The organism is Novosphingobium gossypii (genome assembly GCF_050433305.1).
Taxonomy (GTDB): domain Bacteria; phylum Pseudomonadota; class Alphaproteobacteria; order Sphingomonadales; family Sphingomonadaceae; genus Novosphingobium; species Novosphingobium gossypii.
Genome location: NZ_JBNPXM010000014.1, coordinates 1 through 13660 on the forward strand (window position 1 = coordinate 1; position 13660 = coordinate 13660).

At 58.7% G+C, this 13660-nt stretch carries 11 protein-coding genes and 2 pseudogenes; 6 read left to right on the top strand and 7 right to left on the bottom strand.

Annotated features, from left to right (window positions below):
* Positions 1 to 430: 430 nt before the first annotated feature.
* Both GGR40_RS19175 and GGR40_RS19180 read left to right on the top strand, forming a co-directional pair.
* Positions 431 to 1663 carry a DUF2252 family protein gene (locus tag GGR40_RS19175; RefSeq protein ID WP_429277947.1) on the top strand — a complete coding sequence of 411 codons (1233 nt, stop codon included), beginning with the start codon at positions 431 to 433 and terminating at the stop codon, positions 1661 to 1663.
* Positions 1647 to 2141: a nucleoside deaminase gene (locus tag GGR40_RS19180; protein WP_429277857.1), complete on the top strand. Its 495-nt coding sequence runs from the start codon at positions 1647 to 1649 to the stop codon at positions 2139 to 2141. The genes GGR40_RS19175 and GGR40_RS19180 overlap by 17 nt, the downstream gene beginning before the upstream one ends.
* Positions 2142 to 2973: 832 nt before the next feature.
* Here GGR40_RS19180 and tnpC read toward each other — a convergent pair.
* Positions 2974 to 3680, bottom strand: a pseudogene (gene tnpC, locus GGR40_RS19185) (IS66 family transposase); the annotation flags it as partial.
* A 532-nt stretch (positions 3681 to 4212) separates the two neighbouring features.
* On the opposite strand from tnpC, the pseudogene GGR40_RS19190 reads away from it, so the two are divergent.
* The 3 genes and pseudogenes from GGR40_RS19190 to GGR40_RS19200 all read left to right on the top strand — a co-directional run.
* A pseudogene (locus tag GGR40_RS19190) lies at positions 4213 to 4374 on the top strand (GlsB/YeaQ/YmgE family stress response membrane protein); the annotation flags it as partial.
* A 171-nt stretch (positions 4375 to 4545) separates the two neighbouring features.
* The gene (locus tag GGR40_RS19195; RefSeq protein ID WP_429277858.1) at positions 4546 to 5661 is read left to right on the top strand and encodes a zinc-binding metallopeptidase family protein; all 1116 of its coding nucleotides are present in this window, start codon (positions 4546 to 4548) and stop codon (positions 5659 to 5661) included.
* 61 nt (positions 5662 to 5722) lie between these two features.
* Positions 5723 to 6127, top strand: a complete 405-nt coding sequence (locus GGR40_RS19200; protein WP_429277859.1) for an OB-fold nucleic acid binding domain-containing protein — start codon at positions 5723 to 5725, stop codon at positions 6125 to 6127.
* A 367-nt stretch (positions 6128 to 6494) separates the two neighbouring features.
* On the opposite strand, the gene amyA is transcribed toward GGR40_RS19200, so the two are convergent.
* From amyA to GGR40_RS19225, 5 genes are all read right to left on the bottom strand, one after another.
* A complete protein-coding gene (gene amyA / locus GGR40_RS19205; RefSeq protein ID WP_429277860.1) occupies positions 6495 to 7982 on the bottom strand; it encodes an alpha-amylase in 1488 nt (495 codons plus the stop codon).
* Between the two features lie 85 nt (positions 7983 to 8067).
* Positions 8068 to 8649 (bottom strand): DUF4142 domain-containing protein, encoded by a 582-nt coding sequence (locus GGR40_RS19210; protein ID WP_429277861.1) that lies wholly within the window; start codon positions 8647 to 8649, stop codon positions 8068 to 8070.
* A 193-nt stretch (positions 8650 to 8842) separates the two neighbouring features.
* On the bottom strand, positions 8843 to 8929 hold the full coding sequence (locus GGR40_RS19215) for a DUF2256 domain-containing protein (protein ID WP_429277948.1): 87 nt from the start codon (positions 8927 to 8929) through the stop codon (positions 8843 to 8845).
* 86 nt (positions 8930 to 9015) lie between these two features.
* Entirely contained in the window at positions 9016 to 9462 is a 447-nt protein-coding gene (locus tag GGR40_RS19220) for a response regulator (protein ID WP_429277862.1), read from the bottom strand.
* Complete coding sequence (locus tag GGR40_RS19225) at positions 9459 to 10601, bottom strand: PAS domain-containing protein (RefSeq protein ID WP_429277863.1); 1143 nt, start codon at positions 10599 to 10601, stop codon at positions 9459 to 9461. The genes GGR40_RS19220 and GGR40_RS19225 overlap by 4 nt, the downstream gene beginning before the upstream one ends.
* Before the next feature lie 355 nt (positions 10602 to 10956).
* Here GGR40_RS19225 and GGR40_RS19230 point away from each other — a divergent pair, with 355 nt between their 5' ends.
* Positions 10957 to 11379 carry a lipocalin family protein gene (locus GGR40_RS19230; protein ID WP_429277864.1) on the top strand — a complete coding sequence of 141 codons (423 nt, stop codon included), beginning with the start codon at positions 10957 to 10959 and terminating at the stop codon, positions 11377 to 11379.
* An 808-nt stretch (positions 11380 to 12187) separates the two neighbouring features.
* Here the strand turns inward: GGR40_RS19230 and GGR40_RS19235 are convergent.
* Positions 12188 to 13069, bottom strand: a complete 882-nt coding sequence (locus tag GGR40_RS19235; protein ID WP_429277865.1) for an EAL domain-containing protein — start codon at positions 13067 to 13069, stop codon at positions 12188 to 12190.
* Between the last annotated feature and the right edge of the window lie 591 nt (positions 13070 to 13660).

Consider the following 13660-nt stretch of genomic DNA (forward strand, 5'->3'; position numbering starts at 1 on the left):
GAACTCCTCCCATGGAATTGGAAGGCCGCTCAGCAGCAGCTCACACCGGAAATCGCTGCCTGACTTCAGCTCCGCGCCAGCTAGCGGATGCGTACCCCCATTCTTGAACTAGCCGTTCGATCGCGATTTCGACAACCCGCCGGGTTGGACGCTTCCGTAAAACGTGGTGGCGATGATTAATTCGCATTTGCGCCTATGCGGGCTTCTCCCGTTTGGCCGGCATTTGTGTCTATCGTTTCGCAACAGTTCGGCATTCCAGCGCGTAGCGAGACGAGGTGCTCCGATCCGGGTCATGTCTCCTTCCCATAAAGATTATCGTCAAAGGATCGACCAATATGGAGGTCCATCAGGCTCAGAAAAAATCATGAGCAAAGATTTGTTACAATCGTCTTGGTTGCGGGTTGTGCCAGGGAAGGAGTTGCTAACCCTTATGCCAAAAATCTCTTTTTCCAATCGCGCCGGATTTTTGAACGCCACCCGTACCCTTAAAATGGCCCGATCCGCCCATGCCTATGTCCGCGGCAACACCGCCAAATTTTATGAGTGGCTTCAGGAAGCACCAGAAGCGCGCCGTGTTCCCGCAGGTCCGGCCATTTGGATCTGTGGCGACTGCCATGTCGGCAATTTAGGGCCAATAGCAAATGTAGCAGGCCGTGTGGAAATCCAGATACGCGATCTCGACCAGGCGGTAATCGGCAATCCTGCGCACGACTTGATACGGCTCGGCTTGTCTCTGGCAACGGCTGCGCGCGGATCGGATTTGCCGGGCGTTACCACCGCTTTTATGATTGAAGAAATGGTGGAAGGCTATGCCGCTGCCATGAACGACCCAATCAGTGGAGACCCTGGTATCGAGCCTGAAGCGGTGCGCGCTGTCCGCCGCCGCGCCCTGGGCCGACGCTGGCGGCATCTCGCAAGAGAAAGGCTCGACGACGTGGAGCCAAGGATCCCGCTGGGTCGAAAGTTCTGGGCCCTAAGCGATGAGGAACGAGCCAGTCTAACCGCTCTGTTCAGCGACATTGATCTGGCAAAACGCATTCTGGCTTTCAAGCATCAGGATGAGGCGCAAGCCATCCATCTCCTCGACGCGGCTTATTGGATGAAGGGATGTAGTTCGCTGGGGCTGGCACGCTACGCCGTTCTCATCGCCATTAGGAATAAAGGCGGTAAAACCTCTTACGCCCTGATTGACCTCAAGGAAGCGACTGACCCGCTAGCGCCTACCGCGCAGGATGTGACCCTACCCCTAGACAATGCCGAGCGCGTTCATGCTGCAGCGAGGGCTCTTTCGCCCAATCTGGGCGACAGAATGATCCCGGTGCGTATGATGGACCGATCCTTCTTCATTCGCGAACTGGCTCCGCAGGACCTCAAGATCGAGATTGATCAGTTCAACGAGAAGCAGGCGGCACGCGCGGCACGCTATCTCGCCTTTGTCGTAGGCCGGGCGCATGCCCGCCAAATGGACCAACCGGCACGAGCAGATTGGGTCGCAAAGCTGGAGCGGGATCGACGATCATCCATCGATGCACCATCGTGGCTCTGGGAGAGCGTTGTTGCGTTGGCAGGTAGACATGAGGCCGGATATCTCGAGCATTGTCGCCAGTACGCGCTGAGCGCCGTTGCTAATGATCGGAGGACGAGCAATGCTGACGGAGAATGATGAAAAGTGGATGCGCAAGGCGCTCGAAATCGCCCGCGCCAGAGGGACTGATCCGGCTAGTTCGCCTCTGGGCTCCATAATAGTCCTTGATGGAAAGATGATCAGTGGCGAGCGCAATCAGACCCAAGAATTGCCGGATGCCACGGCCCATGCTGAGATGATGGCGATCCGCAGGGCGTGCGAAGACACCGGGGAAATGGAGCTGCGCAGTGCAACACTCTACTCCACGCTACAACCCTGCGGAATGTGCACTATGGCGTCGATCTGGTCGAAGGTTGGGCGTGTGGTCTACGGCGCGGGCCGCGATGATGTGCACGCCATGTATTTTGAGGCAAAACACATCAACACGCTCGACTTCATCGCAGACGCCTATCGTGATGACATTGAGATCGTCGGAGGTTGCCTTCGCGAAGAGTGCGCTGCTCTCTATTACCCGCCTGACGCAGACTTGTCTGAAGAGCAGCAGGCCAATCTGTGAATAACTGTAAGGTTTGGCGGAGAACAGAATGCAAGTGGAAGTTTTGGTCAGCGATGCGGATGCTTTTTTGTCATCCCGCGAGGTGGGGGAGATAAGTTGCCGGAAGTAAAAGGGCCCTAGGGGGTTAAAGGACTCGATCTTGCGCGCGATACCGAGCAGCGCGCGGGTCTCGATACATCGCAATGCCTTCAGGACATTGAAAAGCAGGGCTACAATATCGCAGACATTCATTTGGCCGCATGAGACCGTTCATGCGGCGGTGCCGGTGCGGGTCGGAACTAACAATGTACTATTGCGGCCAGCCGGATCCGCTCGCGCTGTCGCCTCGTAATCGGACTGACCGCTCAAGGGCGTGCCATTTATGCAATTGAACGGCTTGAGAGGGCGCTAGTTGTGCAGGGCTTCGCCACGACCGGCTGCGCGCTCCCGGGCCAGCGCCTGCCCAGTATGTCGTGTTGGGCAGGTACGCTGGGGTTCGACTAGGAACTGCCCGTCAGCGAGAGCGGCAGCCTGATCTTTCACGCCGGCTGCAGTTCGCGCAGCGGCTACTACGGCTACCCCAGCCTGTCGCGCTACACCTGGATCAAGGGTTACAACGTGGCCAACGCCGTCGTCGGCTACCGCGCGCACGGATGGGAGGTGGACGTCTTCACCCGCAACCTGTTCGGCAGCGACTAAATCGAGAACCTGACGGTGCAGGCGGGCAATTCGAGCCTGATCCTTAGCACGCCGTCCGATCCGCAGATGTTCGGTGTGACCTTCAAGGCTTGGCAGTGAAATGCGAGGGGGCTTTAAGGTACGCATCCGCTAGCTCGCGCGGACCTGGAGGAAGTCAGGCAGCGATTCCCTGTGTAAGCTGCTGCTGAGCGGCCTTCCAATTCCATGGGAGGAGTTCGTAAAGCGGCTCTGGGGTATGTCGGCGATCCGGCCGAGGACGTCGGTGAACCAAGCGAGCGGATCGACGTCGTTGAGGCGCGCGGTACCGAGGAGGCTGAACATCATCGCGGCGCGCTGGCCACCACGATCAGAGCCGACGAACAACCGTGCTTTCCTTCCCCGAGCCACGCTGCGCAACTGGCGCTCGGCGGCGTTGTTGGAGAGGCATATCCTGCCATCGGCGAGGAAGGTGGTGAAGCCGTCCCAGTCGTTCTGGAGGTAGGCGATGGCCTTGGCCACGGCATCGTGACAAGGCAGTTTGCTGCGTGTCTCGCGCATCCAGGTCTCGAGTTCAGCAACGATGGGCGCGGACAGTTCCCGGCGAACGGCGAAGCGTTCGCCGGCAGGCTTGCCGTTGATGTCGCGCTCGATGGCAAAGAGCCGGTCGATGATCTCGAGCGCCTCGGTCGCCAGCGGCGAGACGAGCGGCGCGGCGCCCTTCTTCCGGCGCTTGAGTCGCTGCCTGATATCGACGAGCTTGAAGAACTCCCGGCGTGCGTGGACCCAGCAGTTGGCGCGGGTCATGGGTTTGTCCATCCGGCCTTCCTCGAACCGGGCATTGAAGCCGGCATACCGGTCGCCCTGGAGGATCCCGGTATACCCACCACGTCAGCATCCTGGCCATGAATGGCGACAGCTACCGGCTCAAGCAGTCTGCCCGCCGCCGCCGCACCACCGGGGCGGAGCAAAACCGGGCCACCTAGCCCGACTGAACTGCCAAAAACGGCCAATATGCAAAGGGCCCCGATCGGAGCCCTTTGCATATCATTCGCGCCACATTCACTGGAATGCTTTTACTCGCCCACGCTTGTCTAAAAAATGCGACCGCCGTTGACACTTGATTCGCGTGATTGCAATTTGGGATAAGGTCAGCGGATGTCGAGACTTGTGAAAGCCTCCGATCGTGTCCCTCCGCAGCTTCGCAGGATGTGGCTGCAATGGTTCACCGGTGTGGATGTTCTCCATCGTCGCTTTGGCCAGACATTTCCGATGGTCTCTCCTCTGGAGTGCCATTAACCCGCAGCATTCGCGTTTCTTTCCTGCGGAGCGGCCGTCGCCGGTCACGTTCCTCTTTCCGGGCACGGCATGGGCGCAACCACGCCCTTGATTTCGTAAAACCTGCATATCAAAATGGGTCGGCTGCTTCGGCTCGGTCATTGGCAACGCCCTGTCGGGTCCGCTGCTTGGCATTCGCGGTAGCGCCCAGCAATTCTCGCTGACCGGACTGATCATCGCATTTGTCGGCGCGGTCATTCTCCTGGCGATCGTCAATCTCTTCCAGCGTAACCGCGCGCGTATATTCGCACCACAATTACGCCTGAACGCCGCCCGCCCGTTATGGGCGGGGCAGCGTTTTGCATTGGGCATGGAAGCGTCACGTTCCGGCAAAAATCTCCAGTGAACTCGCGGAAACGCAAAGGTGTCTGCGGGGTTGAGTGCACAAAATGTCTTTGGAGCCGCTGATCCCATGAGAGCTTATTCCTGCCCCAATTGCCGCCGTCTAAACCATTTCGAAGTCCGGATATGCCCGGGTTGTCAGGCCACGCTCGGCTACGACGCCGACACCGATGGCTTTCGTTTTCTTGCCGACAATGCCACAGCCTGGCGCGATGCTGATGGCAACGCTGCCGCTGTCGTCGTCTGCGCGAACAACAATACGTTCCAGATTTGCAACTGGCTTGTTGAAACCGACTGCGGCACCGCGATGTGCAAGGCATGCCGCCATAATCAAACGATCCCGGATTTATCCGAACCCTCCGTTCCGCTGCGCTGGGCGAAGATCGAAGCGGCAAAGCGCCGTCTGATCCATACGCTGCTCAAGTTGGGTCTGCCGCTGGAAACCAAGGCGCAGGAGGCGCCGGGCAGGCAGGGTCTGGCTTTCGACTTCCTCTACGATGCGGCTGCCGAGCAGGCCGGCAAGCTACAAATCTACACCGGGCACGACGGCGGGGTCATAACCCTCAACCTCATCGAAGCCGATGACGCTGAACGCGAGCGCATGCGCAATACGATGGGCGAGCCCTATCGCACTCTGCTTGGGCATTTTCGGCATGAGGTCGGCCACCACTACTGGTCGCGCCTTATCGAGCATGACGAGGTCGAGTTGCAGGCCTGCCGCGCGGTGTTTGGTGACGATCGGATTGATTATCAGCGAGCGCTCCATGCTCACTACAACCATAACGGCACCAAGGTGTGGACCGACGATTTCGTTAGCTTCTACGCAACCTCCCACCCCTGGGAAGACTTTGCCGAGACGTTCGCGCACTACCTGCACATCGTCGATGTGCTTGCGACCGCCGGCGGTTTCGACCTCTCGCTGGCTGCGTTACCGGGTCAAGATGCGGAGCTTGAAGTCGAGCTGGATTTTAATCCTTACACCGCCGATACCCGCGCGCTGGCACAGGCGATGGGACCACTGTCTTTCGCCATGAACGCAATCAACCGTTCGATGGGGCAGCCTGATCTATATCCCTTCCACCTGCCAGATGCGATCGTCGCCAAGCTTGATTACATCCACAATCTGGTAGCAAAATCGCGGCAGCCGGCAGCAGTCGCGGACGTGCCCCAGGCGATCGCTACGTAGAGCGTACGGTACGCTGCAGGTTTTGCTGCGCGCGCATCCGCTGACGTTAGTGCAAGACGAAATGGCGCAGCGCGCCGCCACGCGCTACGCCAACGTTGCAAATAGCCGCGATGGCCGGCGCGTTGAGGTTGCCGGGATCATTCTAGTGCCAGAAGCCCGTTTCCGGTTCAGTCAAGGGCGCGTGCTGTTCATCACGATCGAGGATGAGACAGGCACTGCCAATGGCATTTTCTGGCCGGACCGCTTTGGCGCGCAGCGCCGTACAGTCATGTCACCCTCCATGGTCGGTCTCGAGGGCCAAGTCCAGAAGGAGGGGGGAGTGATACATGTGATCTGCGACAAGATCATTGATCTTGGCTATCTGCTGCACCACGTCGGTAAGATGTCGTTTCCACACCGTGCTGGAAGTTGCGAAGCGCCGCATTCCGGCGCTGCGGATCGCGGCGACACGGGCTGGAACCCCTAGCCCATAGCAGCCACTTGCCTCCGTACGCCGAAACAGTGCGCCCTGAAGATTTTGCGCAGTTCAAGTAACACGATTTCCGGTAAGCCATGGTGATCCTCCCCAGGCACCAGCAGGTCGTCTTCGGGCTTTCAGTGCTTTTACTGCGCGCGGGTGTTAATAGCTCGACGCAGGGCCGCGTGGACGGACGCTTGGCGCTACGCTGACTTCTCACGCATCGCCCAGACCGGTGGCCCCTCGAACTCCATCAGGACGGAGGCCAGCAGGAGAACGAAATCGGCAGGGCGCAAGGCGTCACGGTCGCGTCAAACGGTGTCGTGCGCCAGCTACGCCTTGCCGGACCTCTTATGAAGCGTCGCCATGAAAGAGCTTAGATCGCGTCGCTCCGGACCCAGACGCTAACACTGCCGCCATTGACCCGCACATCGAGATTGCCGGCATCGTCGGCAAAAACCTCTTCCTCGCAGTGACCCAGAAAATCGCGGAAGCCTTGACCGGCGTGGCTTGTGCCCACCGGGATCGTCTTGCGACCCTCATCGCCGTTCGACAAAATAGTGACGCTGCCCGGTTCGTCAGCCGTCCCGGCCCGGACGATTGCGATGCAACGCGAATCATCGAAAATGTCGGTCTGGGCGCCGTGGGCGAACCGCTTGCGAGCTTCGATGAGCTTGGGGAGGCAGGGAATCGCCGGCATTTCCACCTCATGGATCTCCCCATCATCGCCGCTGTCGCTGTACTTTGCGCCGTAAAGGTCGGGATAGAAGATGCAGGGCGTGCCCTGCTCGCGCATCAGAATGAGGGCGTAAGCCAGCGGCTTGAACCATGGTTCTACCGAGGCTTCCATCGCCTGCAGGGGCTGGGTGTCATGGTTAGAGACGACCGTCACTGCATGGTCCGGGATGGAAGCGGTGAGGCTTCCATCGAAGATGGTGCGCAGGTCGAACGCTCCGCCTGCTTTGGAGGCGTCGTAGAAATGGTGATGCAGGGCGACATCAAAAAGCATCAACTGCTGGTCGACCTGGTCGAGATAGCGCTGCAAGATATCCATATCGGGATGCCAATATTCCGCGACCACGAAAAGCTTGGAGTTCACCGTCTCGCGGACATGGCCGACCCAATCGCGAAAGAACCAGGCCGGGATGTGCTTGGCGGCATCGAGGCGGAAGCCGGTGCAGGCGACTTGCTCGGGCAGCCAGCGGCCCCAGAATTTGAGCTCCTCGTAGACGGCGGTGTTCCGAAACTCGATGTCCGAACCCATCAGATAATCGAAATTGCCCATTTCGTCGTTGACCTCGGCGTTCCACTCGCCATCGCCATATCCGTTGGCGATCCGGAACACGCCGCTCTCGTCCGGGTCTTCGAGGTGATCGACACCGCTGAAGCATTTCATGTCCCAGATAAATTTGGAGTGCTTGCCCTGGCGCCCGGGGAAGGTGAACCGTGTATAGGCCGATGCCTCGAAAGTCTCATCTTCGATCTGGTTGCGATCGTCCGGATTAGCTCGGCGCACATGGACCCGCTCGGTCTCGTCAGCGCCCATCTTGTGGTTGAAAACGACATCGTGGATCACGCCGACGCCGGCATCGGTGAGCGACTGGGCCGCCTTCTGCAGGCTGGCAAGATCGCCGTATTTGGTGGCGATGGTGCCTTTCTGGTCGAATTCACCCAAGTCGAATAGATCGTAGGTATCATAGCCGATCGAAGCAGCACCCGAAGCGCCCTTGTAGGCCGGGGGCAGCCACACATCCGTAACGCCCATCAGCGAAAGGTTTGCAGCCTTATCGGCAACCTCGTTCCAGAGCGTCCCGCCCTCAGGAGTGTACCAGTGGAAAAATTGCAGGAGCGTGCGACCGGGCATCAACATTCTTTCCTGAGAGGGGACGTGGACGTGAAAGCGCCCGCCGAGGGCACAGCGGGCGTTTCCTCTGCCGTGGCAGAACTACTTAGTTGGCCGCGACCGCTGCCGGCGTCAGGCCGCGTGCGGTGGTGTAGCCGGTCTCGACCGACGGCACAGAGAGCGTCGCAACCTGCTTAAGTGCAGGATCGCTGCCGGTCATCGCATAGCCCTTCTGGAGCGCCCACATCGAGGGCGCAGCATCCGCCATCTGGGTCAGGTACAGGTTATCGAAGCTGGAACTGCTCTTCTTGAGCAGTTCAAGAGAAGCAGCGTTCTGCGACGACAGCGTCAGCGAAGGCCGAGTGATCTTGCGATCCTTGTTTGACAGCGCCGCGTAAAGGGCATCGCGCTCCTTCTTCGCCGACATCAGGTCAGCCTTGGCGTACGCTTTCACGTCGGCGCGCTCGGCCTTGCGCATGGCCAGCGTCGATGCGGCAATGCGGTAGTTGAGTGCATCAGCGCTCATCTTCACATAGTCGGTTGCGGAAACCTGGGTACGGGGCTGGACCGAGAAGACGGTCGTCGTCTCCCCCGCAGCATTGGTGTGCGCGACGCCCGAAACCGTCTGGGCCATGGCGGCGGGGGAAAGAAGACTGGCGGCCATGGCCGCAGCAAGCGCATAACGCATTCAGATACTCCGCATATGTTGTGTAGATGGCGGTGAAATAATCGCTATACGTCTAAGTTCCACTCAATAAATAATTAATATAGAGAGGTCATTTTTTTATAACTCTTAGGATCCATTCTGCAGAAAAAGTGTTTTTGCCCATTCGCCCAATAAACATGCAAGCGAACCCCGACGTTACATCAGCGCATCTTTTTTAGCTGGTAACATCGACGTGCAGTGGGTTCCTGCTTTTGCGACAGCGATCGGAGCAGAATTTCACCTGCCCCCAATTGCGCCCCATTTTTCCGCCACGCAAATGGGCGGCCGCAAGCCGCGCAGATCTTGGTCGGAAGGTGGGCTTGTGTACCAAGCCCTACTGGCCCGACGTCATGTCATTGCCCAGCGCTGCTCCAGATGAGGCGAAGGGATGAGGCTGGCAGGCATGGGAGAACTGGGTGGCGGGTCGAACACGCCGTCCGCCAGATATCTCAACGCGTGCTTGATGCCTGCGTGGGAAAATGGCTTTGCGATGACGCCGTGGGCGCCGGAGAAATCGTCCGGAATCTTGGCGACGTTGGCAGTCACGAAGATGATCAATGCATCAGGCCAGCGCTTCTGAATCACTTTTGCGACATCCAGCCCGTTCGATCCGTTCGCGAGATGGATATCGACAAAGGCAAGCTGAGGATCGATATTGTCGGGTAGGGCCTCGACATCCTTCAGGCTGGCGGCCTCGGTCAGCACACTGTGGCCGCTGTCTTCGACTATGGCCTCGATATCCATGGCCAGCAGTATCTCGTCTTCGACTATTAGGACGTTCATCGCGTCGTTCATGCTTCCGTCTCGCTACGGGGAAAGGTGATCGTCACACAGGTGCCCGGGGCATTGTCGCTCCAGATCGCTTCTGCCCGTGCCTGACGGGCAAGCCGGGTAATCATCGAGGTGCCGATGCTTTTGGTACGCTGGTTTGAGGGGATGCCGGGGCCATCGTCACAAATCCGAATGAGCCCGCGACTGCTGTTCTCTTCGACATGCACGCTGAGTCGGCCTGCTCGGCCGTCGGCAAACGCGTGTTTTATGGCATTGGTCAGAATTTCGTTGAGGATCAGCCCGAGAGCCGAGGCATGGGCTGCGTCCACAAACAACGGCTGAGTGGTGAAGTCCAGCACGATATTGATACGGCCACTTGCACCCACGACGTCGGTCGCAAGGTTCTGGACGAATGTGCCCAGATCGAAGCGCGCAAGGTCGGTCGATTGGTAAAGTTGACGATGAACAACCGCGAGGGCATCGACACGCTCCAGCATGGAGTCGAGAATTGCCACGACCCCGGGATCATCGATCGTGCGAACCTGGAGGCGCAGCAAGGAACCGATCATTGTGAGGTTGTTTTTTACCCGATGATCGACCTCGTGAAGCAGGAGCGTCTTGGCATCAAGTGCAGCTCGTAAATCTGCGGTGCGCCTATCAACTTCACGTTCGACGAGAAATTTCTGATCGCTGATGATCTTCTGCGCCTCGATGCGATCGGAAACGTCCATTTGCGAGGCAAAAAAGAAACGGAGTTCGCCTTGACTGTCGCGGACTGGCGACATGTACAACGCGTTCCAGAATGTGGATCCGTCTTTGCGATAATTTAAAAGATCGATATCGACATCATGGCCGTTTTCTATGGCCTCCCGGACACGCGCTACGGCTTTACGGTTGGTATCAGGTCCTTGGAGAAACCGGCAATTGCGACCGACGATTTCCTGGCGGGTATAGCCCGTCAGTGCCTGAAACGCTTCGTTGCAAAAGACGATCGGATTATCAGCCTGCGCGGGATCGGTAATGACCATCGGCATACGTGTCGCACGCACTGCTGCGGCAAAAGGGTCACCGCGGCCATGCTCGTAATCAAGGATGTCGGTTAGATGCCAGTCGTCACTCTGCTTCAATTTCGCCTCCAGCGAAAGCCAGAGGGCGTCGCGCAATCTTTCAAACCATACTGGGGGAAGTTCGTTCCCTTGATTACATGCGTTCCCGGCATGAGGAGGCGGGCTGAGCACCACAACACCGCCCGTCCACAAGTGGATCGAACCGCGACAGCGTGCGTACCCTTTCACATGGTCTCCTGCGGCGTGGAAGCAAAACAGGCAGTCATGCTTTGTCCAACGGGCGGTTCTCGCTTCGGTAAAGCAATACGCGGCTGCCCTTGCCTCTCGCGATCTGGCGCACGTCGTCGGTCGCCAGGGGGCTACTGTCAGAGATATCCCATCCTACGGATGACTGAAGGGCTGACTCCGGACCGGGGGGAAAGAAACCGACGCCCATCTCCTCAGTTCTCCTGTGCATGAAGACCCACATCAGCACCCCCCGCAGGCGATTACCACCGTCGCCCACCTCGACCTGGACCGATACCTCGGAACCTGGTTTGAAATCTTTCGTCTGCCGCTCAAGTGGGAAAAAGCCCAAGCGAGCGATAGCATCGCCGCCTATTTGCTCGATACTGATGGATCGATTAAGACCGATAACCGCTGCATCGATGCGGATGGCAAGCCCGACCAGCCGATCGGAAAGCCGGTTCCTAATGATGCAAGCAAGGCCAGGCTGAAAGTCAGTTTTCTGCCGCAGTATCTTCGCTGGCTTCCCTTCACCAAGGGCGACTACTGGGTCGTGCGGGTCGCCGCCGATTACACGGTCGCCTTGGTAGGTACGCCCGACCGAGCCAATCAGTGGCTGCTTTCACGCTCACCGCATTTGTCCGACTAAGCGCGAGGCGACTATCTGTCGAGCGCGACGGCCCTGGGGTTCGACCTGGCGACGCTGATTACCACGCTCCAGAGCGGAAACGTCGTTTTTAACGCCGGGCTCGTTCGAGCGTAAGTCGGGATTACTCGTCTATTTTCGGTAGACGCGCAAAATCCGTTCCACCGCGTATCCTCGCCGCTCGCCGGGATCGACCTTCACCTTAGTCACATATTAGAGTCCGCTACTGCACCCCGGCAGATAGAGAGAGCGGCTTTGCCCCGCGCGTCCTGTCCGGATGATGACGGGCCGCCCGACTGGCGCCGCCCCGCAACACGCATGGCCTCCTGATGGAACAGCCATGCCTCCCGCATCACACGCGTGCGGTTTGTTCCACGCACTCGATGCCCTTGGTCATCTCCTCCTCCCTCACTACATCCGCAATCCTAGTTTCGCTGGCAATTCAATCCGCCCATCGATCTTTGGGCGTTGGCCACGGTCCTGTTTTGAATACGGGCTAGGTGCGCCCCGCCACCCGTCGTGGCTTCAGCGGCAGTACTCAATGGGCTGCCCCCCGAAGCGTGTACCGGTCTTCGTTCGATCTGTTCGAGGCGCCTGTCGGTGCTCGTCAGGTTAGGTTTTCTGCAAAAGGCCAGGCTACTCACTCCGCGGTTAACAGCGGCTGCCCTTGAAGCAAGTTGCAGATAGACGCGCAAAAGTTCGACGGCTTTGCGCTCCGGCTGTTGCCAGCCGGCGATGCTCGGGCAGTCCTCTCCCGTTGAGAGTGCCTAAGGGGCGACAGGACCGCGCCCGGGATGGCCAGGGCGATTTGTTATCTGTCGGCGCCGTGATGACAATAACGCGAAGCCGGCATTTGCGAGAGGCTCGAACTGCCAAATGGCTGGAGGATGCAATGCATCGCAACTCCCGCATCGCGATCCTGCAGGGCCCCTTGCGCCGAAAAGTCGCTGGGCGGCAGCAAGGGGACTGGCAAGGTCGTGAATCCCGGTCGTCCGAGCAGGTAGCCCTGCATGTAGCGGATTCCAATCTTACGCAGGACCTTATATTCCCCTGTCGTCTCGATGCCCTCTGCAATGACGGCAATGCCAAGCGCTCTGGCTATCGCCATCACACCAGAGACGATGATCCGTCGCGGTTCGCTTTGGTCGACCCTGCGGAGCAGGTCCATATCGAGCTTGATGAGATCCGGTTGGAACTTCGCCAGCAGCCCCAGCCCCGCATGGCCCGCCCCGAAATCGTCGATCGCCGTCGTGAAGCCCATTTTGCGGTAGCTGCCGACAATATCGCGGACATGATCCGTATCGATCATCTGCTCGTTCTCGGTGAACTCGAAGATCAGGCGATCGGTCGGAAAGCCGACCTCGCGGGCTGTCTTAAGCGTTAGTTGGATACACGCCGCCGGCGAATACACGGCGTTGGGAAGAAAATTGATCGAAAGCTTGGCATCGGTGGCGAGGATCCCCGCCTCGACCGCGCCTTTGATCGCCGCGACCCGGCATTGCTGGTCGAACGCATACCTGTTCTCAGCGGTTACCTTTGACAGCACTTCGGCGGCGCATTCGCCGTTGCTGCCGCGGACCAGCGCTTCGAAGGCGAATGGACGGCCAGTTTCGCAATCGACTATGGGTTGAAAGGCCATCGCAAGATCGAAGGCTGCGCCTTCGGATCTGCAGCCCTGACATCCTGCTTGCATATTGCCGTCTCCTGCCCCCCCCGGTCATCGATAAAGGACGAAAAATAACAGCGCATTAAGAAAAGGGGGGAAACTGTCGTCGAACAGAAACTTCAGGCCTGCCCTCTTACTGGTTGTCCCGCGTGCCGTCAGCCGGGGAAAAGCTGTTCACTATCGAGAGCGGTGGCATTATGGCCCAGCAACGCTTGTGCAGGAGAGCTACGTCCATCACGTCAGGACAGATCTCCTCATTCGAGACTGATTGAAGATTGACGAATGAACCGGTCGTCTTAATCCTTCCAATGGAGAGTTCGTCAGAGATCTCCTTCGCTCGGTCAGTATAGCTCTAGGTGCGCGTAAGCTCGATCAAGGCCGCACTAATGGTCGTTTTGCGCTTGCTGCTACACTTGTCATCCTCGCAAGGAGATGTATTCTGTCGCAGCGTTGCAGTCTGGGCAACGTCGAGGCGTGAGAACCTCGCTTAGGAAAAGTTCGACCTTGTACCATGAGGCCGGGTGGCCGTTGCGTATGTCCAGGCGGATTCATCCGCTAAAGGCTGCGGCGCGTGTCCTTTGCATGTTCTCAACACCCGGCTTTTCGCTGGTGAGCCTC

Coding starts and splice junctions, on each gene's coding strand:
- GGR40_RS19220 (WP_429277862.1), bottom strand. CDS start 9,462: ATGAACGACGCGATGAACGTCCTAATAGTCGAAGACGAGATACTGCTG.
- GGR40_RS19200 (WP_429277859.1), top strand. CDS start 5,723: ATGGCGCAGCGCGCCGCCACGCGCTACGCCAACGTTGCAAATAGCCGC.
- GGR40_RS19195 (WP_429277858.1), top strand. CDS start 4,546: ATGAGAGCTTATTCCTGCCCCAATTGCCGCCGTCTAAACCATTTCGAA.
- GGR40_RS19210 (WP_429277861.1), bottom strand. CDS start 8,649: ATGCGTTATGCGCTTGCTGCGGCCATGGCCGCCAGTCTTCTTTCCCCC.
- GGR40_RS19215 (WP_429277948.1), bottom strand. CDS start 8,929: ATGGGGCGCAATTGGGGGCAGGTGAAATTCTGCTCCGATCGCTGTCGC.
- GGR40_RS19235 (WP_429277865.1), bottom strand. CDS start 13,069: ATGCAAGCAGGATGTCAGGGCTGCAGATCCGAAGGCGCAGCCTTCGAT.
- amyA (WP_429277860.1), bottom strand. CDS start 7,982: ATGCCCGGTCGCACGCTCCTGCAATTTTTCCACTGGTACACTCCTGAG.
- GGR40_RS19180 (WP_429277857.1), top strand. CDS start 1,647: ATGCTGACGGAGAATGATGAAAAGTGGATGCGCAAGGCGCTCGAAATC.
- GGR40_RS19175 (WP_429277947.1), top strand. CDS start 431: ATGCCAAAAATCTCTTTTTCCAATCGCGCCGGATTTTTGAACGCCACC.